This is a genomic window from Streptomyces sp. NPDC085900, assembly GCF_044540925.1.
Classification (GTDB): Bacteria; Actinomycetota; Actinomycetes; order Streptomycetales; family Streptomycetaceae; genus Streptomyces; species Streptomyces gilvifuscus.
The window spans coordinates 92471-114385 of sequence record NZ_JBITSP010000010.1; the positions used below are offsets into that span (position 1 = coordinate 92471).

Genomic DNA, 21915 nt, shown 5'->3' on the forward strand with positions numbered 1-21915 from the left:
CCTTCCATCGCCCTGCGGGGCACCACCGTGTCCCGGCCGGGACATGTCCTTTCGGGAGCACCCCTCGTGAATCAGCCTGCCGAAAACCAGACTCAGGTCTCGCTCGCGCAGTCGTCCCCCACCGTCGGCACCTTCCGTGAGCGGGACGGTGCGCTGGAGTGGAGCGGCCGCCAGGAGACCCTCCGTATCGAGCCGTGGGGCCCGGACGCGGTCCGGGTCCGGGCGCGGCTCGGCGGCCCGATCCTGGACGGTCTGCCGGGTGCCCTCCTCGACGAGGCGCCGGCCACCGAGAGCAGCGTCAAGATCGGTGACGGCGAAGGGCAGTTGACGGTCGGCGCGCTGACCGTGCACGTCGGCGCCGAAGGTCTGGTCCGCTTTCTGCGCACGGACGACCTCGGGGAGCTGCTGGCCGAGGAGCGCGCCCACTTCTGGTGGCCGGGCTCGCGGCTGTACACGGCCGTCGGCAACGGCCACCACCGTCTGGAGCAGCGGTTCGCCGCCTACGACGGCGAGAAGCTGTTCGGCCTGGGCCAGCACCAGCACGGCCGTCTGGACCAGAAGGGCCTGGTCCTGGACCTGGTCCAGCGCAACGCCGAGGTCGGCATCCCGGTGCTGACCTCCAGCCGCGGCTACACCCTGCTGTGGAACAACCCGGCGATCGGCCGGGTGGAACTGGCGGGCAACGGCACCCGGTGGGTGGCCGACTCCGCCCGGCAGATCGACTACTGGATCACGGCCGGCTCTCCGGCCGACGGCCAGCGTCGCTACAGCGCGGTGACCGGCCGTACGCCGATGCTGCCGGAGTGGGCGGCGGGCTTCTGGCAGTGCAAGCTGCGCTACCGCACCCAGGACGAACTCCTCGCCGTGGCACGGGAGTACAAGCGCCGGGGCCTGCCGATCTCGGCGATCGTCTGCGACTTCTTCCACTGGACGCACCTGGGCGAGTGGAAGTTCGACCCGGCCGAGTGGCCGGACCCGGCGGCGATGGTCCGTGAACTGGAGGACCTGGGCATCAAGTTGGTGGTCAGCGTGTGGCCGTCGGTGTCCCCGCTCTCCGAGAACCATCCGGTGATGGAACAGCGCGGCTACTTCATCGGCACCCAGTACGGTCCGACGGCGCACGCCGACTGGCCGGACAAGGAGGTCGCCTCGACGGTCCAGGTGGCCTTCTACGACGCGACGAACCCGGAGGCCCGTGACTTCGTGTGGTCGAAGGTGCGGGACAACTACCTGATTCCGTACGGGATCACGGCGTTCTGGCTGGACGCGTGCGAGCCCGAGCTGAAGCCGGGCTTCCAGGAGAACCTGCGCTACTGGGCGGGGCCCGGGCTGGAGGTCGGCAACATCTACCCGGCCGAGAACTCCCGGACGTTCCACGAGGGCCTGCGGGCGGCGGGCGAGGAGGTGGTCACCCTCAACCGCTCGGCGTGGGCGGGCAGTCAGCGCTACGGCGCCGCCCTGTGGTCCGGCGACATCGGCACCGACTTCCCGACGCTGCGCCGCCAGATCGCGGCCGGTCTCAACACCGCGCTGTCCGGCATCCCCTGGTGGAACACGGACATCGGCGGCTTCCACGGCGGCGACCCGGACGACCCGGCGTACCGCGAGGTGATGGTCCGCTGGTTCCAGTTCGGGACGCTGTCCCCGCTGATGCGGCTGCACGGCTTCCGCGACCCGGGCATGCCGCTCGGCCCGGAGATGACCGGCGGCCCGAACGAGGTGTGGTCCTACGGCGAGGAGACGGGCGCGATCCTGGAGCGGTACCTGCGGCTGCGCGAGCGGCTGAAGCCGTACGTGCTCCAGGTCATGCGGGAGGCGCACGAGGAGGGGCTGCCGGTGATGCGGCCGCTGTTCCTGGAGTTCCCGGAGGACTCGACGGCCTGGTCGGTCGACGACGCGTACCTCCTCGGCCGGGATCTGCTGGTCGCCCCCGTGCTGACGGCGGGCGCGACGGCCCGTACGGCCTACCTTCCGGCGGGCGCGACCTGGACGGACGCGTGGACCGGGCAGACCTACGAGGGCGGTGCCCGGGTGACGGTCGACGCCCCGCTGGACCGCATCCCGCTGTTCCTGCGGGACGGGGCGCGGTTGCCCGTGCGGGGCTGAGCAGCGTCGGGCGGCCGCTGCTCGTCGTGGCTTGTCGCGCGGTTCCCCGCGCCCCTGAAAGCGGGTCAGTTCCGGCAGATCTGGGCCAGGGAGCGGGCCAGGGCTGCCGTGTGCAGCAGGTCCAGGTGCTTTTCGTGGTGGACCTCGACGGCGGCCACGAGGAGTTCGGGGCGGCAGGCCGGCGCCGTGCGATCCGCGGTGGTGTCGGCCAGGGACCGGACCAGGTCCGTGTTGATGCGGTTGATGGTCCGGCGGACGACGTTCAGGTCGGGCTTGGTGGTCGGGGCCCGGTCGGGGTGGGCGGTCCACTCGGCGAACAGTCCGCGCTGGACGAGCTTGTTGGCCTCGATCTGATCGCGGAAGATGCGCCGCATCTCGTCGGGGTCGGCGCCGATCCGCTGTGCCTGCGTGGCTACGGTGTCGAGGACCTGCTGTTCGCGTGCCGGGTCGTCGATGGGGCTGTCGGTGCCCCACTTGGCGGCCGCGACCAGGTCGGCGGTGGCCAGGCGGTCGGCGGCGAGGGCGGTGACCGGCCGGAGGGCGTCGGCCGGGTGCCGGTCGGTCGCGGAGGCCGCCGCCGCGGTGCCCGGCACGGCGAGCAGCGCGGCGGCGACGGTCAGGACGGTGCGGTGGGGGGTGGAGATTCGCATGCGTTCATGAAACCCCACCCCCGACCGCTGTCGGGTCAACTACTGCTGACGCTCTCGCTGTTGACGGTGAAGTTCAGGCCACCGGACGATGACGTGATCTCGAAGCCGAACTGCAGGTCGCCGATGGTGACGTTGCCGAACCAGCCCTTGGTGTCCTTGATCCACTTCAGGATCGGCAGGATGTTGACGGTGCCGGAGCTGGAGTTGGAGGTGCGGACGAAGGAGAACACGTCGTTGGAGCCGTTGTTGCCCTTGTAGACGGTCCAGGTGTGACCGCCCAGCGTGACGGTGCCCTGCGAGGTGCCGAGCGGACCGACGGCTCCGGTCTTGTTCATCCAGAGCATGATCTCGTACTTGTAGTTGGTGTCCCAGATGTCGTAGGCGGTCTCGTACGCGCCGGACGAGGGGACCGTGACGTTGTAGCTGCTGGAGAGCGAACCGAGCGAGGTGATCGACTTGTTGATCACCTTCTTGGCGTTGGGGTAGGACTTGATGCCGCCGGTGTTGGGGTGGTTGGCGTTGACCCCCCAGTTGGTGCCGGAGTTGGCCCAGATGCACTGGGTGCCGGCGCCGGAGCCCCAGATGTCGTTGTAGAGCGTGTAGCCGTTCAGGGTCGTGCTGGCCCACTGGTCGCAGGAGCTCCAGACGGCGGCCGAGGCGGGGGCGGAGGCGAGGCCGACGGTGGCTCCGAGCGCCAGAGCGGGGGCGATCACTGCCATCGTGATCCGGCGGCGGAGGGTGTTTGCTGCCATGGTGTCCCTTCCATGGGTGGGGGGAGTTGCGGGGGTGGTCACCACGCCTCCAAGGTGAGGACGTGGTCTTCTCCGGCGACGAGGTCGAGCGGGGTCGCGCCGGAGGAAGTCCGGAGTTCGACGCGGTGGGTCCGGGTGGGGCGGACCACCGCGGTCGCTTGCCGCGGGTTCCAGGTGAGGTCGAGTTCGGCCCCGAACCTGGTGCGCAGGCCGGTGAGCCGGCCGGTCGGGTAGGCCGCCGGGAGCGCGGGCAGCAGGACCAGCCGGTCGGGGGTGGACTGCACGAGCGTCTCGACGACGAGGGCGGGCAGGGTGTGGGCGGCGTCCGCGTTGTAGACGTCGCGGTGCGGGTAGTGCGCGCTCATCAGGGAGGCGTGGAAGAAGTCCCCCTCGAGCACCTGGCCGAGGGCGTGCGCGACCCGTTCGCCGTCGCGCAGGCGGGCGGCGACCAGGGCGTGGTGGAGATGTCCGTGGGCGGAGTCGTTCTCGGCGCCGCGCAGTTCGAGGGCGCGGTGGGCGGCGGCCGCGAGGTCCGGGGTGTCGTAGGGGTTGATCTCGTCGAGCGGCCAGACGCCGTAGAGGTGGCTGAGGTGACGGTGGTCGTAGGTGTCCTCGAGGCCGGGCCAGGCCCATTCGGCGAGGGCTCCGTCGGCGTTGACCCGGTGCGGGGGCAGTCGCTCGGCGAGCGCGCGCCAGCGGTCGGCCTCGGGGGTGCCGGGGTGGTACGCGGCGGCGGTCGTGAGGGCGTGCCGGGCGGCCGAGAGGTCCATGGCCGCGTTGATCGTGCCCCAGCCGGCGTTCGCCGGACGGTTCTCGGGCGAGTACGAGGGGACGACGACCAGCCGCCCGTCCTGGTCCACCCGGCTGAGGAAGTCCTCGTAGAACACGGCGATCCGGGCGAGGATGCCGGCCGTGCGGGGGTCGCGTTCGCCGCGGGTCTCGTCGTGGTCGACGAGCGGCTTGAGCAGCCAGTCGGCGCCGGCGGTCCACAGGTGCAGCGGGTATTCGCGGCTGAAGTGGTACGACAGCCCGGACTCGCCGTCGGTGTGGGCGGGGGCGACGACGCCGCGGCAGCCGAGGACGGTACGGGCGTTCTCGGCCCAGTCCGTCTGCTGACGGCCGATCAGGGCCGCCAGGGCGGCGGTGACTTCGGGGAGCGCGGTGGCCGCGGCCGAGGCGGTCTGAAGGTTGAGGTTGGCGTCGTTGGTGAAGGCGCCGGACCAGGCGGTGTCCCAGTCGCCTGCCCACAGGCCCGTGAGGCGAGGCGGGTTGAGGCCGCTCGCGGAGAGCAGGTGGTAGCGACCGGCGGCGAAGAGGCGTTCCAGCAGGGCGGGGCTGCCCGGGCGGGTCAGCAGCTCCGAGCCCGGCAGCGCGCGTTCGGCGGGGTCGCCACCCAGGTCGAGGGTGACACGCTCGTAGGCGGTGCGGTGCAGGGCGGTGTGGCGGGACAGCAGGGTGGCGTACGGGTCCTCGTCGGCCGGCAGCAGGTCGCGCAGGGCGCGGGCGTGCGGGGTGATGTCCAGCTCGCCGGTGTGCCGCAGTACCCGGGTGAGCAGCAGGACGGATGCCGCGCCGGTGACCCGGACGCCGGGCGGCGTGAGGGTCGCGGCCCCTCCGGTGACAAGGACGAGCGTCAGCCCGGTGTACGCCGTGTCGCTGCCGTGGTAGCGGACGCGCAGGGTGAGCAGGGCGCCGTCCGCGGTGAGGACGGCGCCGTCACCGACGGCGAGCCGCGTGGGGGCGTTCGGCAGGCGGTGGTCCAGGGCGATGTGCAGGTCGTCGGCGGTGACCTGCTGGACGACGACGTCGTCGGCGCGTGAGACGAAGACACTGCTGAGCCAGTCGTCGCAGGTCTCCTCCACGACGCCGGTGGGGAAGTCGACGGCGCGGCGGTAGCGGTGCGGCGGGTCGCCGGGCGTCCTGCGCAGCCGTACCTGGAAGGCGGGGTGGAAGGGCTGCACCCACTGCAGGTCGCGTCCGTCGGTGAAGGTCTCGGCGGCGTGGGCCTCGCCCGCGAGCAGGCGGTCCTGCAGCGACGGGAGCCGGTCGGCGAGCTTCGGCGGGCGGGCGCTCTCGCCGCCGTTGGGGCGGACCAGGGTGTGCTGGGTGACGACCACCCGCTCGTCGTTCGGATCGCCGAACACGAGTGCGCCGTGTCGGCCGTTGCCGCTCAGGAAGCCGTCCTCCCAGCGCGCTGCGGGCCGTGCTTCCCAGGTGCCGTGCATGATGTTCATGGGCCCAACACCACCACGCCGTAGCGATCCAGCGTGCACGAGCCCTCGATAGTCGCCTGAGTGAGCAGGTCACGATGGCTGCCGGGCAGTTCCACGGTCACCGCGTCGCGGCCGTGGTTCAGCAGGAACAGCAGGTCGCCCCGGCGTACCGCCTCGACCTGGTCGGGCAGCCCGGGCAGGACGGGGTGGACGCCGGCCTCGGCCGCGATCCCGGTGAGCAGCTCGCGCAGGGCGTCCGGCTCGGGCAGCGTGGACAGGTAGTGCGCCCGTCCCCTGCGCAGCACGGCGGGCATCCCGTCGAGTTCGCCGCCCTTGTACGTGACCTCCGCCGAGGCGTCCTCGTCCTTCTCGATCTCCTCCGACCACAGGGTGCCGGGGAATGCGTCGGTCTCGACGCTGTCGCCCTCGTCCAGGGGCCACCACTCGTGCAGCGTGCGGATGCCGAACAGTTCGCGCAGCCGGGCGTCCATGCCGCCGGTCCGCACCCGGTCGTGCTCGTCGGCGATGCCGGTCAGGAAGCCGCTGACGAGGGTGCCGCCGTCACGGACGTAGGCGAGGAGGTTGTCGATCGCCGCGTCCGTGAGGGCGTACGCCTGCGGGACGACGACGAGCCTGTAGGCGCTCAGGTCGTGTTCCGGACGGGCGAAGTCGGTGGCGAGACGGGCCTGCCAGAGCGCGCGGTGCCAGGCGGTGAGGATTCGGGTGTGGTCGACGAGCGTGGAGAGGCGGCCCTCGTGGGCGCCGGCCCACCAGGAGTCCCAGTCGTGCAGGATCGCGATGTCGTTTCGGGAGTGACTGCCCGTCACCTGAGCGCCGATCAGCGCGAGTTCGCTGCCGAGCCGCTTGATCTCTTGGTACGTCCGCCCCTGCTCCCCGGCGTGACCGACCATGCCGGAGTGGAACTTCTCCGCACCCTGCCGGGACTGGCGCCACTGGAAGTAGCAGACGGCGTCGGCGCCGCGGGCGACGGCCTGCAGGGACCACAGGCGGTTGAGGCCGCGGGGCTTGGGGTGGTTCACCCCGCGCCAGTTGACCGCTCCGGCCGCCTGCTCCATCAGCATCCACGGGCCGCGGGCCTGGGAGCGGGTCAGGTCCTGCACGAGGGCCCCCTGCTGGGCGCCGAACGGATCGCGCGGGTCGGGATAGAGGTCGACGGAGACGACGTCCTCCTCCTCGGCCCACCGCCAGGCGTCCTGTCCGGCCCACAGCGGCATGAAGTTGGTGGTGACCGGGATGTGGGGCGGGGTGTGCCGGCGGACGATGTCGCGCTCGGCGACGTAGCACTCCAGGAGCATGTCGGAGGTGAACCGCTTGAAGTCCAGTACCTGGCCGGGGTTCTTCAGATAGTGGGCGTGCCGGGGCGGCAGGATCTCCTCCCAGTCGCCGTAGCCCTGACTCCAGAAGGCGGTCCCCCAGGCCGAGTTGAGGGCGTCGAGGCTGCCGTGGCGGTCCCGCAGCCAGCTGCGGAAGCGGGCGGCGGCCTCGTCGCCGTAGTCGTAGGTGCAGTACTCGTTGTTGATGTGCCACATCGTGAGGGCGGGGTGCCGGCCGTAGCGGGCGGCGAGATCCTCGGTGATGGCGGCGGCGTGCCGGCGGTAGACGGCGCTGGAGTGCGAGAAGTGCTGGCGGCCGCCCCACCACTCGGTCCGGCCGTCCTCGTCGCGGGGCAGGGTCTCGGGGTGCAGGCGGCCGAGCCAGGGCGGGGGCGAGGAGGTGGGGGTGGCGAGGACGACGCCGATGCCGTGGTCGTGCATCAGGTCCATCAGCGTGTCCAGCCACCCGAAGTCCCGCTCCCCCGGCCGGGGTTCGAGATTCGCCCAGGAGAAGACGCCCAGGGTCACGGAGTTGACGCCGGCGTCCTTCATCAGCCGGACGTCCTCGTGCCAGGTCTCCTCGGGCCACTGCTCCGGGTTGTAGTCGCCGCCGAAGAGGATGCGGCCTCGGGTGGCGTCGGCCAGGGCGGCCCGACGGCCGGAACGAGACGCGAGCATGACATACCTCGATCTGTGAAAAGAGGGGGACCGCGGCGGCCCGAAGGGATCAACCCTTGATCGCGCCGGTCAACATGCCCTTCTTGAAGTGCCGTTGCACGAACGGCGACAGCACGGCCACCGGCAGCAGCGCCATCACCATCACGGCCATCTGCACGGCCAGTCCCGACAGCTGCCCGGTCCTGATGGCCTGCCCCAGCCCCACCGGCGCCTGCTGCTTCTGCACCAGCTGGATCATCACGTTCTGCAGCGGCATCATGTCCTGGTCGTTCAGGTACAGCGACGCGTTGAACCAGGCACTCCAGTAGCCGACGGCGTAGAACAGCGTGATCACCGCCAGCACCGCGCGGGACAACGGCATCACGATCTGCCACAGGATCCGGAAGTCCCCGGCCCCGTCGATCCGCGCGCTGTCGATGAGCTCCTGCGAGATGCCCATGAAGAAGCCGCGCAGGACGAGGATGTTGAACACGCTGATCGCGCTGGGCAGGATGAGCGCCAGATAGCTGTCCGTCAGCCCGATGGACTGCACGAGCAGGTACGTCGGGATCAGACCGGCGCTGAAGAACATGGTCGCCAGCAGGATCATCAGGATCCAGCGGTGCCCCAGCGAGCCGGTCCGCGACAGTCCGTACGCGCACAGCACGGACACGGCCATGGAGAACAGCGTGCCGACGAGCGTGATGAGGACGCTGATGATCGCGGCCCGGGTGACCTGCCCCCCGCTGAGGAGCTCCTTGTAGGCGACGAAGGTGATCCCCTTGGGCACCATCACCAGTCCGCCGGCCTCGTTGATGGTCTTGCGCGAGGACAGGCTGGTGACCACGACGATCCACAGCGGGAAGAGGATTCCCAGGCAGGCCAGGGCGAGGACGAGTCCCTTGCCCGCCACTCCGGCCCTGCTGGGCTCCTCCTCCCAGGACGGCCGGGGCGGAGCGGCCCAACGGGACTCCTCGCGTGCCGGTTTCGTCATCACGGCGGTCACTTCTTGTACACCCCCTGCTCGCCCATGAGATGGGCCACCTTGTTCGCGGCGAGCACCAGTCCGATGCTGACGACGCCCTTGACGAGGCCCGCGGCGGCCGCGTAGCCGAAGTCCTGGTTGCGGACGCCGTTCCACCACACGAAGGTGTCGAGGACCTCGCCCGCTCCGGGGCCCACGGCGTCCCGCTGCAGCAGGATCTGTTCGAAGCCGACGGTCAGCGCGTCACCCACGCGCAGCACCAGCAGCAGGGCGATCACCGGCCGCAGCGCCGGAAGGGTGACGTGCCACATCCGCCGCCAGCGCCCGGCACCGTCCATCGCGGCCGCCTCGTAGAGGTCCGGGGGGACGGAGGCCAGGGCGGCGAGGAAGACGATGATCCCCCAGCCGGCGTCCTTCCAGACGCTCTGCGCGGTGACGAGGAACTTGAAGGTCGACGGGTCGGTCATGATGTCCAGCCCGTCGAAGCCGTGCTGCCGCAGCAGCTGCGACAACAGCCCCGCACCGCCGAAGAGTTGCTGGAAGACGGCGATGACCAGGACCCAGGAGAAGAAGTGCGGCAGATAGAGGATCGCCTGGGAGATCGCCCGGACCCGGGGCCTGACGACGCTGTTGATGAGCAGCGCGAGCACGATCGGGATCGGGAAGAAGAGCAGGAGCTGGACGAAGAAGAGCACCAGTGTGTTCTGGACCGCGTTCCAGAAGGCCGAGTCCTGGAAGATCTGCTGGAAGTTCTCCAGGCCCACCCAGGGGCTGTGCAGGATCGAGACGATGCCGTTGTCGCTGACGTAGGGGTCGTAGTCCTGGAAGGCGACCACATTGCCCAGGATCGGCAGGTAGTTGAAGACCAGGACCAGCACGATCGCCGGCACCGTCATCAGGAGCAGGGTGCGGTCGCGTCGGAACCTGAGCCGGAGGCTCAGCCTGCCCGGCTCGGTCTTCTCCCGGGAACCGGTGGCGTCGTCGGACGCCACCGGGGTATCGACCGGTGTGCTGGCCTCGGCCCTCCGAGGCACCGTGCTGTGGGACACGGCGGATCTCCTTGCCTCGGGTACCGGGTCAGCTCGCCGCCGAGCCGTTCTCGTCGAGCAGCTTCTTGTACCAGTCGCGCAGCTTGTCGCCGCCCTTGCTCTTCCAGTCGGAGATGAACTGCTGCATGTCGCTCATCTTCTTGTGGCCCCGGACGATGTCGTCCTCCAACTGCTCCATGTCGTTGGTGAGGTTGGTGTAGCGGTTGGGCTCGACGATCTGCAGGCCCCAGAAGGACGACTTCTTGGTGAAGGCGCCCATCCGCTGCTGCCAGCCGACCATGCCCTTCGTGTACTCCGGGAGGTCGGGGTGGGCGATGGTCGAGGCGGGACTCGCGACCATGACGAAGGCGTTGGCGACCTCGAGGTTGCCCTTGTCGGTCTTGACGGGCACGCCGTTCTTGAGGGTGTAGTGGGTGCCCTCGACGCCGTAGTTGGTCATCATCCACTCCTTGGTGCCGTACGGCGCCGCGGTGACGTTGGCGACGGCCAGCACGTCGCGGATGACGGACTCGGAGGCCTTCTTGTTGACGAAGGCGAAGATGCCGGCCGGGTTGGCGGCCCACAGGACGGGGTTGCCGCCGTCGTGGCCCCACAGGTCCATGCCCCAGACCTTGAAGCCGGGGTTCTGTGCGGCCTGGATGGCCTGCTGCCCGTACCAGTTGGAGATGTCGTTGTTCCAGATCAGGAACTCGCCGGCGGCGAACTTCGCGCTCGGGTCGGTGGCCTGGCTCTTGCCCAGCTTGAAGTCGGGGTGGACGTACCCTGCGGCGAACAGCTTGCGCGTCCACTCCAGCGCCTCGAGGTACTCCGGGGTCTCCATGCGGTGGGTCATCTTGCCGTCGACCATGGTCCAGCTGAGCGCCTTCTCGCCGCCGCTGATCACGCCGAAGGTGTTGAACGCGGTCCACTTCATGTCACCGCAGGCCCACCGCTTGGTCCTGGGGCTGGTGATCTCCTTGGCCAGCGCCATGAACTCGTCGGCGGACTTGGGTACTTGGTAGCCCTTTTTGTCGAAGACGTCCTGGCGGTACAGCGGCACGATGTTCTGCACGTACGACGCCGGCATCGGCAGGCCCATGAGCTTGCCGCCGAAGATGGAGCGCTGCCAGGCGTCGGACGGGATCGCCGCCAGGTTCGGGTACTCCTTGACCTTGTCCCCGGACAGGTACGGGCCGAGGTCGGCGAACTTGCCGATGATGGCGCTGGGTATCTTGGCGGTCATGTTCCAGCCCGGGATGACCACCACGTCGGGGATGTCGCTGGAGGCGAGGACCGCGCCCAGCTTCTGGTCGTAGGTGTTGCCGTCCTGGTTCTGCCACTGGACGTCGACGCCGATCATGGAGTTCGCCGCCGTGTAGTAGGCGCAGTTCCCCTTCGGCGGCGAGCCCCAGAACGGCGACATGATGGTGACCTTGCCGCCCTTGCCGAGCTTCTTGGGCACCGAGGTCTTGAGGGTGTCGACGTCGAGCTTGCCGGTGAAGCCCATGGACGAGCCGTTCTTGGACGGGATGTCCGGGCTCACCACGTTGCTGGCCACGTAGGCCGGCAGGATCTTCTTGGCGTTCTTGCCCGAGGTGGTCCCTCCGCGCGACCCGCCGTCCGAGCTGCCGCAGGCGGCGAGCAGTGGCATCCCGCCCGCCACCGCTGCGGTGGCGACCGCGGTGGAGGCGAGGAAGCTTCTCCGGCTGGTTCCGGAGGAGCCGGAAGATCCGGAAGCGGCGTTCGGCGTCATTGCGTCAACCCTTCATGGCGCACCAGGACACCCGGCGGTGGCCGTCGGCTGTGGTGTCTCGAGTGGAACTGGCTGAGCTGAAGCGATCCTTCGACGACTGCGGCTCGCGGTATCAGTCGAAGCGCTTCGATGTTGGTGTGAGGTTAAGTGAACACCCATGGGTGCACAAGGGTCGCTCCCAACATTCCTCGGAGCCGTCACAGTCGACCTTTTTCTCATACACCGCTTGAAGTGTCGGTGAGCGACCCTTGACACCCGGCCGTCGGTCGAATGAGCATCGAAGCGCTTCGAAAGCGCCCGGCCGCTCCATCGCAAGGGGATCCCCACGTGACCGAACAGACGCCGTCCACGCCGCCGTTCCGCGATCCGCACCTGCCGTTCGCGAAGCGCATCGACGACCTTCTGCAGCGGCTGACGCTCGATGAGAAGCTCTCTTTCCTGCACCAGTTCACGCCCGCCGTGGAGCGCCTCGGCGTCGCCGCCTGGCGCACCGGACAGGAGGCCCTGCACGGCGTCGCCTGGATGGGTCCGGCGACGGTCTTCCCGCAGGCCGTCGGCCTCGGCTCCACCTGGAACACGGACCTGGTGCGCCGGGTCGGCGAGGCGGTCTCCAAGGAGGTCCGCGCGATGCGCGCCCACGACGACCGCGTGGGCCTCAACGTCTGGTCCCCGACGGTGAACCTGCTGCGCCACCCCCTGTGGGGCCGCAACGAGGAGGGCTACTCGGAGGACCCGAGGCTGACCTCCGCCATCGCCACGGCCTACACCCGCGGCCTGCGCGGCGAGCATCCGACGTACTGGCGCACGGCCCCCGTCCTGAAGCACTGGCTGGCCCACAACAACGAGACGGACCGGGCGACCTCGTCCAGCTCGGTCCGCCCGCGCGTGCTCCACGAGTACGACCTGCGGGCCTTCCGGGAGACGGTCGAGGCGGGCGCCGTCGCCGGGGTGATGCCGGCGTACAACCTGGTCAACGGCCGCCCCAACCACGTCTCCCCGTACCTGCGCGAGCACCTGCGTGCCTGGACGGACGAGGAGCTGCTGGTCTGCTCGGACGCGGGCGCGCCCTCCAACCTGGTCGACCACGAGCACTACTTCGACACCCACGAGGAGGCGACGGCGGCCGCGCTGATCGCCGGCGTGGACAGCTTCACCGACCACGGCACGGACAGCTCGCAGATCCTGGGCCGAGCCAGGAGGGCGTACGAGCAGGGCCTGTTGACGGAGGCCGACATCGACACGGCCGTCCGCCGCCAGCTCTCCGTGCGCTTCCGGCTCGGCGAGTTCGACCCGCACCACGACCCGCACGCCGGCACCGGGGAGTTCGACACCCCGGCCCACCGCGCCCTGGCCCGGGAGGCGGCGGAGCAGGCGATCGTGCTGCTGCGCAACGACGGCCTGCTGCCGCTCGCCCCGGACACCCGGATCGCGGTGGTCGGCCTGCTGGCCGACGAGTGCAAACTCGACTGGTACAGCGGCACGTTGATCCACCGCTCCACCCCGCTGGAGGGCCTGTACGAGCGGTTCGGCGCCGAACGCGTGGAGTTCGCGGAGGGCGTGGACCGCGTCCGCCTGAAGACCTCCGCCGGGACCTTCCTGCACGTGCCCGAGGCGCCCGCGGCGGCGGACGGGGTGCGCGGCGCCGAGGGCGCCCTGGACCCGGCCCTGCTGGCCGGCCGCACCGACCTGCCCCCGCTGACCACCGACGCCACCGGCACCGAACTCGCCCTGGTCGACTGGGGCGAGGGCCTGCTGACCCTCCGCGCGCCCGACGGCCGCTACCTCTCGGTGGCCGACGACGGATACGTGCGGGCCTCCGCCGACCAGCCCGGCGGCTGGGTCGTCCAGGAGACGTTCCGGCTGGAACCCCACGAACACGGCCACCTCCTCAGGCATGTGGGCACAGGTCGTCACGTCTGCGTCGCCGCCGAGGGGGTGAAGGTTGCCGACGGCGATCCGGAAGTGTGGGAGCTGGTGATCGCCGAGCGCGGTGAGGAGGCCGTGCGCAGGGTCGCCGAGCGGGCGGACGCGGTCCTGGTCTTCGCCGGGAACGATCCGCACATCAACGGCCGCGAGACCGAGGACCGTACGACGCTGCGCCTGCCGGCCCAGCAGGAGCGGCTGCTGCGCGCGGCCCGCTCGGTGAACCCGCGCACGGCCCTGGCGCTGGTCTCGGCGTACCCGTACGCGGTGGACACGACCGCCCTGCCCGCCGTGCTCTGGACGGCGCACGGCGGCCAGGCGGCGGGGACCGCGCTCGCCCGCGTCCTGTCCGGCGACGTCTCCCCCGCCGGCCGCCTGCCGCAGACCTGGTACGCGGACGACGCCGACCTGCCCGGGCTGCTCGACTACGACGTGATCGGTGGCCGCCAGACGTACCTGTACTTCGAGGGCACGCCGCTGTTCCCGTTCGGGCACGGTCTGTCGTACGCCTCGTTCTCCTACGGCGACCTGACGGCACGGGTGGACGGCGGCTCGCTGCACGTCACCTTCACCGTCACCAACAGCGGGGACATGACCGCGGACGAGGTGCCCCAGCTGTACACCCGCGCCGTGGAGCCCTCCGTGACCCGTCCGCGCCGCGAGCTGCTCGCCCACGAGCGCGTCACCCTCAGCCCGGGCGAGAAGAGGGAGCTCTCCTTCGAAGTCCCGTTGTCCGCCTTCGAGTTCTGGGACGTGTCCCGGGGCGGCCCACGTCTCGAGCCGGGCTCCTACGACATCCTGGTCGGCGCCTCCAGCGAGGACGTCCGCCTGCGGACGACCCTGCGGCTCGACGGCGAGGCCGGCACCCCGCGTCCGGTGTTCCGACGGGGCCTGGAGGCGGCCGACTTCGACGAGCAGAGCGGGGTCGCGATCGTCGACCGGACGAGGACGGCCGGTGACGCGGTGACGCCGCAGGAGGGCCGGACGGCCGAACTGGTCTACCGGAACTGCGACTTCGGGGACGGTGTCACGCGGGTCGTCGCGACGGTCGCCGGCGAGGGTGTCGTGGAGCTGTGCCTGAACGGGGGCGCGCCCGTTGCCGTACTGCCCCTCGACACCGCCACGGCGACGCCGTACGACTACACCTCGATCGGCGCCGGTGTCGCCGTCGAGGGCGTGCACGACGTGCACCTGAGGCTGCGCGGCCCACTGCGGCTCGCGCATGTCGGCTTCTCCGGTTGAGGGTCCGGAGCGGGCCGACGACATGAAGGGGCCCGGCACCGGAAGGCAGCGGTGCCGGGCTTCTTCGAGCAGCCTAGCTGGAAACGGTTCCCATCAACCAGGGTGCGGGAGGTTTCAGAGCGCGAGGCCGGTCAGCACCAGCACCCGCTCGTAGGTGTAGTCGTCCATCGCGAACTTCACGCCCTCACGGCCCACGCCGGACTGCTTGGCGCCGCCGTACGGCATCTGGTCGGCGCGGTAGGAGGGGACGTCGCCGATGACGACACCGCCGACCTCCAGCGCCCGGTGGGCGCGGAAGGCGGCCTGCAGGTCGTGCGTGAACACCCCTGCCTGGAGGCCGTACTTGGAGGAGTTGACGGCGGCGAAGGCCGCGTCCTCCCCGTCGACCTTCTGCACGGTCAGCACGGGCCCGAAGACCTCCTCGCAGGAGATCGTCACGTCGGCCGGCACGTCGGTGAGGACGGTGGGCGCGTAGGAGGCGCCGTCGCGGTCGCCGCCGGTGAGCAGGGTCGCGCCGGCCTCCACGGCCTCCTTCACCCAGGACTCGACGCGCTTCGCCGCGTCCTCGCTGACCAGCGGGCCGACGTCGGTCTTGTCGTCGCTCGGGTCGCCGGTGACCTGGGCCTCGACGGCGGCGACGACGCGCGGCAGCAGCCGGTCGTACACCGAGGCGTCGGCGATCACGCGCTGCACGGAGATGCAGGACTGGCCGCCCTGGTAGTTGGAGAAGGTCGCGATGCGGGTGGCGGCCCAGTCCAGGTCGGCGTCGGAAGCGTAGTCGCCGAGGACGACCGCGGCGCCGTTGCCGCCCAGCTCCAGCGTGCAGTGCTTGCGCGGCACCGAGTCCATGATCGCGTAGCCGACCTTCTCGGAACCGGTGAAGGAGATGACCGGCAGGCGCTCGTCCTGGACGAGGGCGGCCATCTTGTCGTTGGCGACCGGCAGGATGCTCCAGGAGCCGGCCGGCAGTTCGGTCTCGGCGAGCAGGTCGCCGATGATCAGGCCGGAGAGCGGGGTGGCGGGCGCCGGCTTGAGGATGATGGGCGCGCCGGCGGCGATCGCGGGGGCGACCTTGTGGGCGCACAGGTTGAGCGGGAAGTTGAAGGGCGCGATGCCGAGGACGACGCCCTTGGGGAAGCGGCGGGTCAGCGCGAGCCGTCCCTGGCCGCCGAGGTCGGTGTCGAGGCGCTGGGCCTCACCGCTGTTGAAGCGCCGGGCCTCCTCGGCCGCGAACCGGAAGACGGACACGGCACGGCCGACCTCGCCGCGCGCCCACTTGATCGGCTTGCCGTTCTCGGCGGAGATCAGCCGGGCGATCTCCTCGGTGCGCTCGGCCAGACGCCGGCTCACGTGGTCCAGGGCGGCGGCGCGCACGTGCGCCGGGGTGGCGGCGAACTCGTCGCGCACGGCGTGGGCGGCGGCGACGGCCTCCTCGACCTGCGCGTCCGTCGGCACGCTCACCTTTCCGACCAGGTGGCCGTCCCAGGGGGAGGTGACGTCGAAGGTGTCCTCGCCGGTGACCTGGCGGCCGGCGAGCCAGAAGGCGGTGGTGGAAGTCATGTACGAGTCCCGGCCCTTCCCGTTGGGGGTGCTGTTCGTGGCTTTGGGGTCCACGGTAGGACGGGCCGTCCGGGGAGGTGTTTGTCCAGGGTGTAGCAGTGGCGGCCGCCGACGCTACGGTTTGGCGCCTCAGCCGTGCTCCGCCGACACCGCCTTCAGGGCCAGCCACAGCTCCATCCGCACGTCCGGATCGTCCAGCGAGCGCCCGAGGATCTCCTCCACCCGCCGCATCCGGTAGCGCAGCGTGTGCCGGTGCACCCCCAGGTCCGCGGCGGCCGCGTCCCACTGTCCGTGCCGCGACAGCCAGGCCCGCAGCGAGGCCACCAGGTCGCCCCGTCCGGTCGCGTCGTGTTCGTACAGCGGCCGCAGCAGCCCGTCGGCGAACGCCTTCACCGCGTCGTCGGCCAGCAGGGGCACCACCGAGCCCGCCGCCAGCTGCTCGTGCTCCACGTACGCCCGGCCCCGCCGCCGGGCCACCGACAGCGCCTGCTCGGCCTGCTTGTAGGCGGCGGCAGCGGCGACCGGCCCCACGGGCGCGGACACCCCCAGGACCAGCTCGTCCTCGTCCGTGCCGCCCGTCTGCTCGCGCACCGACGTTCCGGTCCGCGCGGCCTCCAGCGCCGCCGCGTACTCGGCGCAGGCCCCGACCGCCGCGCCCCCGTCCGCCGCGAGCACGACCAGCCGCATTCCGTCGCCGTCCCCCTCGGGCACCACCAGCACCGCCTCCCCGGCCCGAGCGGCGGCCGACTCCACGGCCTCGGTGAGCGCGGCGAGCGGATCGCCGTGCGTGGCGTTGGCGGCCACCGCCGCGGGGGCGTGCGAGTCGACGGACATCCGCGGCGCCGACGTGGCCGCCTCGGCGACGACCATCCGGAACGGCGCGTCGAGCAGCCCGCCGTACAGGCCGCCGGCCACGGCCCGCGCGTGGTCCGGTTCCCCGGCGAGCAGCATCCTGAGCACCGCGGCTCCGAGCCGCTGCTCGGCGGCGTGCAGCGAGCGCGACCGTTCCGTCGTGAGGGTGAGCAGCGCGATCGCCGAGTGGACGGCGTAGCGCTCGGCCGTGCCCGGTGCCGCGGCCGTCCCGACGGCCAGCGCGGCGCGCGGCCGCCGGCCGGTGCCGAGCGAGTGCAGCTCGACGCGGTCCTCGTTCTCCGGGCCGCCCACCACCGACGACGCCGGCGCCGGCCGTTCGCGCAGCCGCTCCACGTCCGCCGTCAGCCGCGCCGCCCGCCGGCCCGCCCACTCCGGCGCGGTGGCGACGACGGTGCCCGAGGCGTCGTAGAGCGCCGCCCAGCCGTCGACCTGCGAGGCGAGCGCGGACAGCAGGCCCTCCGGGCCCTCGGCGATGGCCTGCTTGGTCAGCTCGCGCTGGGCGGCGAAGCCCGCGGTCACCGCCCGGTACTGGTCCGCCGCGTTGGCCGCGGACACGGCCTTGCTAATGGCCAGGAAGGGTGTGCGGCGGGGTACTTCGAGGAGCGGCAGCCCCTCCTCCTCGGACGCGTCGACGAGCGCCTTGGGGGTCTCCTCGTAGTTGACGCCGACGGCGAAGCCGAGCCCGACGACGCCCGCCCCCACCAGCCGCTTCACGTACCGGCGCATCGCCTCCGGGTCCTCCGCGTCCAGCTTCAGCGCGGTGATCAGCAGCAGCTCCCCGCCCTCCATGTACGGCACGGGGTCGGCGAGCTCGCTGACGTGGGCCCAACGGACGGGCACGTCGAGACGGTCCTCACCCGCCCGCACGGTCAGCTTGAGCGCGGAGTGGTGGACGAGCGCGGCGAGGGTCAGGGGCATGAGGCCTTCAGGTCTGCGAGGCTCGGGCGGGCTGCGGGGATCGGGCGAACCTTGTGATCATTTGGCCGTCACGTATGAACGCCCTATGGCGATTCTGCCTCACCGTAAGGTCACCCGGTCACCCGAAAGCCCGGACCCGGAGCCGCCTAACCCCGCAGATCCACCAGCAGCGGCGGTGCGTGTTCGCCCTTGACGTCGGTCAGGGACAGGACCGCGTGGCCCGGCGGCACCCCGTGCGCCAGTTCGGACGCCGACCAGCGCTCGCGTTCGACCTGACGCACGGTGACGGCACGCTGGGTCGGCGCCTTGCCGGTGATCACGCGGCGCAGCATGTGCAGGGCCTTCCCGGCGGGCGTCTCGGCGATGATCTGCCGGTCGGTGACGTCCCGTGCCTCGATCCACTCCTTGCCCCACACCTCGGCGAAGTCCTGCCCGTCCCACGGGGTCAGCCCGGACAGCGCCATGCGGCACCCGGCGGCGCCGAGCAGCGGACCGCGCAGCGACCTCGGTACGTCGTCCAGCGTGCGCAGCGTGAGCACGGCGCCCGCGTTCGCCGACCGCAGCCGCTGGATGCCGCGCACCGCCTCCGGGGTGACGACCCCGGTCGCGTCGTCCAGCACCAGACAGGCGAACAGCGACCGGTCCTCGCGCACGGCCACGCTCGCCGTGAACTGCGCGAGCACCAGCCGGGCCAGCATCCGCGAGGCGTCCGCGTGCCCGCGCTCGGGCAGGTCGACCCGGACCCGCACGGGGTGGTCGAGGGCCTTGAGCGAGAACGGCTGCGTCTGCCCCGATGTGTCGAAGAACCCGGCGAAGGCGGGCCGGTCGAGCAGCGCCACCCGGTCCGCGAGGACCGCCGCGACGTCTCCGGGGTGCGCCGACTGCCGCTCCCGGGCGTCCAGTTCGCGCACCAGCGACTCCTGCCCGGAGCCCTCGAGCGCCGTCCGCAGCGCGGCCAGCGGACCGGGCGCCCCGTCCAGCAGCTGCCGCAGCTCCGGTACGGAGGGGAAGCGGCCGTGGACCGCCCGGAACGGCCCGAGGAGCTGGGCGAGCACGGTCGTGGAGCGCCGGCTGTCGCTGCCGGGGTGCGGGTCGGCGAGATCCCCGACGAGCGCCTCGGCGAGCACGGCGGCGGCCTCGTCGGGGTCGCTCGTCCCGCCGTACAGGTCCAGGTCGTACACCGATTCCGGGTTGCCGATGCGTACGACCACGTCGTAGGCGTCGGTCGGGCCGAGCCCGGCGCCCGCCGCGCCGACCACGACGACCGCGGCCCGTCCGGCGAGGGCGTGCAGGCACAGCGACTCGGCGAGCGGCCGGATCACGGTGCCGGTCTTGCCGGAGCCGGCCGGGCCGACCGCCAGCAGGGAGGTGCCGAGCAGGTCGGGGCCGAGGGCGAGCCCGGCGCCGCGGTAGGCGTAGGGGTTGCGGGGGTCGTCGGCGGCCGTGCCGAGCCGCACCTGGCCGGTGAGGAGGTCGTGGCGGGCGATGCGGGCGGGCAGGTCGCGTTCGCCGGAGGGGTGCAGGCAGGCGGCGGAGCCGTTCTCGAGCACGGCGCCGGTGAAGGCGGCGAGGTCGTGACGGCCGTTGCGCACGCCCTGCCAGGCGCGGGAGATGCGGGCGTGGTCGACGTCGCGCATCAGACCGGCGCGGGCCTCGGCGGCGAGCCGTTCGGCCGCGTCGACGGCGCCGACGGCGCGCAGCTGCGGCCATTCGGCGGGATCCTGGTCGGGGGTGGACGGCCGTTCGGTACGGGCGGCGGACGACTTGCCGCTCCAGGCCGGCGGGCCGTAGCGGCGCCAGATCTCCGACCAGCGGCCGAGCCGGCCCACGCCGATCATGATGACCACGGCGATGAGCACGTAGTAGGCGTAGACGACCACGACGGAGGCGAAGCTGTGGGGCGAGGCCCAGGAGTCGGGGATCATCGCGTAGAGCGGGAGCAGCCACCAGCCGCCGAGGTAGCCGTTCCACAGCAGCGACCAGATCAGCCAGCCGACGAGGAAGGCGATCAGCGCACCGCTGATCAGCTGGCGGGCGGGGATGAGCTCCGGTTCCTCCGCGGCCCGGGGCCGGTGCCCGAACCGCCACACACCGGGCAGCGCCTCGGGCCGCGGCGTGCGGAGCCAGGCCAGGAACGCCGAACCGTCGGGCCGCGGCGGCACGCCCGGCGCCTCCGTGGGCCTCGGTGGTACGGCGGAGCGTGCCCGTGGCACAGGATTCGCATGCGTACCCCGCGCGTCCTGCGTCCCGTCGCTGTCCATCGCCCTCGCTCCCTGACCAGCCGCTTCCGTCGACCTTCAGCGGTCAATCTAACGCCCTCGGCAAGGGAGTTCACCGATTACGGGGCCGGGCGCCGCGGGACGGCCCGGACGGGGTCCGGCGCCGGTGCCGCGCCGCCGCCCCGGCCCGGTGGTGGCCACCCGGCCGGCGCGCTATGTCCAACCCGGACAACGCGAATCGCCGACAACGCCCACATGGAGCATGCCCACTCCCCTCCCCCAGCCCTAGCCTGCGAGAAAAGAAGGCAAGAAACCGCAATTCCCCCCAGGAGCCCCTCATGAGCGCACTTCCGCAGGAGCGCCGCGTCGTCACCGCCATCCCCGGTCCGAAGTCGCAGGAGCTGCAGGCCCGCCGTACCGCCGCGGTCGCGCAGGGCGTGGGCTCCGTGCTGCCCGTCTTCACCGCGCGCGCGGGCGGCGGGATCATCGAGGACGTCGACGGCAACCGGCTGATCGACTTCGGTTCCGGCATCGCCGTGACGAGCGTCGGCGCCTCCGCCGAGGCCGTCGTACGCCGGGCGTCCGCGCAGCTCGCGGACTTCACCCACACCTGTTTCATGGTCACCCCGTACGAGGGCTACGTGGCGGTCGCCGAGGCGCTCGCCGAGCTCACCCCGGGTGACCACGCGAAGAAGTCGGCGCTGTTCAACTCCGGCGCCGAGGCCGTCGAGAACGCCGTCAAGATCGCCCGCGCGTACACCAAGCGGCAGGCCGTCGTCGTGTTCGACCACGGCTACCACGGCCGGACCAACCTCACGATGGCGCTGACGGCGAAGAACATGCCGTACAAGCACGGCTTCGGTCCGTTCGCGCCCGAGGTGTACCGCGTGCCGGTGGCGTACGGCTACCGCTGGCCCACCGGCCCGGAGAACGCCGGTCCGGAGGCCGCCGCGCAGGCCATCGACCAGATCACCAAGCAGGTCGGCCCGGACAACGTCGCCGCGATCATCATCGAGCCGGTGCTCGGCGAGGGCGGCTTCATCGAGCCCGCCAAGGGCTTCCTGCCGGCGATCCGGAAGTTCGCCGCCGACAACGGCATCGTCTTCGTCGCGGACGAGATCCAGAGCGGCTTCTGCCGGACCGGCCAGTGGTTCGCGTGCGAGGACGAGGGCATCGTCCCGGACCTGATCACCACGGCCAAGGGCATCGCGGGCGGTCTGCCGCTCGCCGCCGTCACCGGCCGCGCCGAGATCATGGACGCCGCGCACGCGGGCGGCCTGGGCGGCACCTACGGCGGCAACCCGGTGGCCTGCGCCGGTGCGCTCGGCTCCATCGAGACGATGAAGGAGCTCGACCTCAACGCCCGGGCGAAGGAGATCGAGGCGGTCATGAAGTCCCGCCTGAACGCCATGGCCGAGAAGTTCGACATCATCGGCGACGTGCGCGGCCGCGGCGCGATGATCGCCATCGAGCTGGTCAAGGACCGCGCGACCAAGGAGCCGAACCCGGAGGCGACCGCCGCGCTGGCGAAGGCCTGCCACCAGGAGGGCCTGCTGGTCCTGACCTGTGGCACCTACGGCAACGTGCTCCGCTTCCTGCCCCCGCTGGTGATCGGCGAGAACCTCCTCAACGAGGGCCTCGACATCATCGAGCAGGCGTTCGCGCGCATCTGAGCCGGAATCCGCAGCTCATCCACAGGGTG

Annotated in this window: 13 protein-coding genes; 3 read left to right on the top strand and 10 right to left on the bottom strand. The window is 71.5% G+C overall.

Annotation, left to right across the window (positions count from 1 at the left end; genetic code table 11):
- Positions 1 to 66 precede the first annotated feature (66 nt).
- Positions 67 to 2106: a TIM-barrel domain-containing protein gene (locus ACIGDI_RS30510; protein ID WP_399903273.1), complete on the top strand. Its 2040-nt coding sequence runs from the start codon at positions 67 to 69 to the stop codon at positions 2104 to 2106.
- Positions 2107 to 2171: 65 nt separating this feature from the next.
- Here ACIGDI_RS30510 and ACIGDI_RS30515 read toward each other — a convergent pair whose 3' ends face one another.
- From ACIGDI_RS30515 to ACIGDI_RS30545, 7 genes are read right to left on the bottom strand one after another with little or no spacing between them, the layout of a single operon-like run.
- Positions 2172 to 2756 (bottom strand): chorismate mutase, encoded by a 585-nt coding sequence (locus ACIGDI_RS30515; RefSeq protein WP_399903275.1) that lies wholly within the window; start codon positions 2754 to 2756, stop codon positions 2172 to 2174.
- Positions 2757 to 2791: 35 nt separating this feature from the next.
- Positions 2792 to 3508: a hypothetical protein gene (locus ACIGDI_RS30520; protein ID WP_390629816.1), complete on the bottom strand. Its 717-nt coding sequence runs from the start codon at positions 3506 to 3508 to the stop codon at positions 2792 to 2794.
- 38 nt (positions 3509 to 3546) lie between these two features.
- Positions 3547 to 5742, bottom strand: coding sequence for a glycosyl hydrolase family 95 catalytic domain-containing protein (locus ACIGDI_RS30525; RefSeq protein WP_399903279.1), 2196 nt, complete (start codon positions 5740 to 5742; stop codon positions 3547 to 3549).
- Positions 5739 to 7733 (bottom strand): beta-galactosidase, encoded by a 1995-nt coding sequence (locus ACIGDI_RS30530; RefSeq protein WP_399903282.1) that lies wholly within the window; start codon positions 7731 to 7733, stop codon positions 5739 to 5741. The genes ACIGDI_RS30525 and ACIGDI_RS30530 overlap by 4 nt, the downstream gene beginning before the upstream one ends.
- A 49-nt stretch (positions 7734 to 7782) precedes the next feature.
- Positions 7783 to 8706: a carbohydrate ABC transporter permease gene (locus ACIGDI_RS30535; protein ID WP_399903285.1), complete on the bottom strand. Its 924-nt coding sequence runs from the start codon at positions 8704 to 8706 to the stop codon at positions 7783 to 7785.
- Between the two features lie 8 nt (positions 8707 to 8714).
- Positions 8715 to 9746, bottom strand: a complete 1032-nt coding sequence (locus ACIGDI_RS30540) for an ABC transporter permease (RefSeq protein WP_399903288.1) — start codon at positions 9744 to 9746, stop codon at positions 8715 to 8717.
- A gap of 28 nt (positions 9747 to 9774) precedes the next feature.
- The gene (locus tag ACIGDI_RS30545) at positions 9775 to 11478 is read right to left on the bottom strand and encodes an extracellular solute-binding protein (RefSeq protein ID WP_399903290.1); all 1704 of its coding nucleotides are present in this window, start codon (positions 11476 to 11478) and stop codon (positions 9775 to 9777) included.
- A gap of 327 nt (positions 11479 to 11805) precedes the next feature.
- Between ACIGDI_RS30545 and ACIGDI_RS30550 the strand changes: the two genes are divergently transcribed.
- Positions 11806 to 14643: a glycoside hydrolase family 3 C-terminal domain-containing protein gene (locus ACIGDI_RS30550; RefSeq protein WP_399903292.1), complete on the top strand. Its 2838-nt coding sequence runs from the start codon at positions 11806 to 11808 to the stop codon at positions 14641 to 14643.
- 114 nt (positions 14644 to 14757) lie between these two features.
- Here ACIGDI_RS30550 and ACIGDI_RS30555 read toward each other — a convergent pair whose 3' ends face one another.
- The 3 genes from ACIGDI_RS30555 to ACIGDI_RS30565 form a co-directional block, all read right to left on the bottom strand.
- Positions 14758 to 16203, bottom strand: coding sequence for an aldehyde dehydrogenase family protein (locus ACIGDI_RS30555; protein WP_399903295.1), 1446 nt, complete (start codon positions 16201 to 16203; stop codon positions 14758 to 14760).
- Positions 16204 to 16332: 129 nt separating this feature from the next.
- Positions 16333 to 17994 carry a PucR family transcriptional regulator gene (locus tag ACIGDI_RS30560; RefSeq protein ID WP_399903298.1) on the bottom strand — a complete coding sequence of 554 codons (1662 nt, stop codon included), beginning with the start codon at positions 17992 to 17994 and terminating at the stop codon, positions 16333 to 16335.
- Between the two features lie 146 nt (positions 17995 to 18140).
- Positions 18141 to 20255: an ATP-binding protein gene (locus ACIGDI_RS30565; protein ID WP_399903301.1), complete on the bottom strand. Its 2115-nt coding sequence runs from the start codon at positions 20253 to 20255 to the stop codon at positions 18141 to 18143.
- Between the two features lie 296 nt (positions 20256 to 20551).
- Here ACIGDI_RS30565 and gabT point away from each other — a divergent pair, with 296 nt between their 5' ends.
- The gene (gene gabT, locus ACIGDI_RS30570) at positions 20552 to 21886 is read left to right on the top strand and encodes a 4-aminobutyrate--2-oxoglutarate transaminase (protein ID WP_399903304.1); all 1335 of its coding nucleotides are present in this window, start codon (positions 20552 to 20554) and stop codon (positions 21884 to 21886) included.
- Positions 21887 to 21915 lie beyond the last annotated feature (29 nt).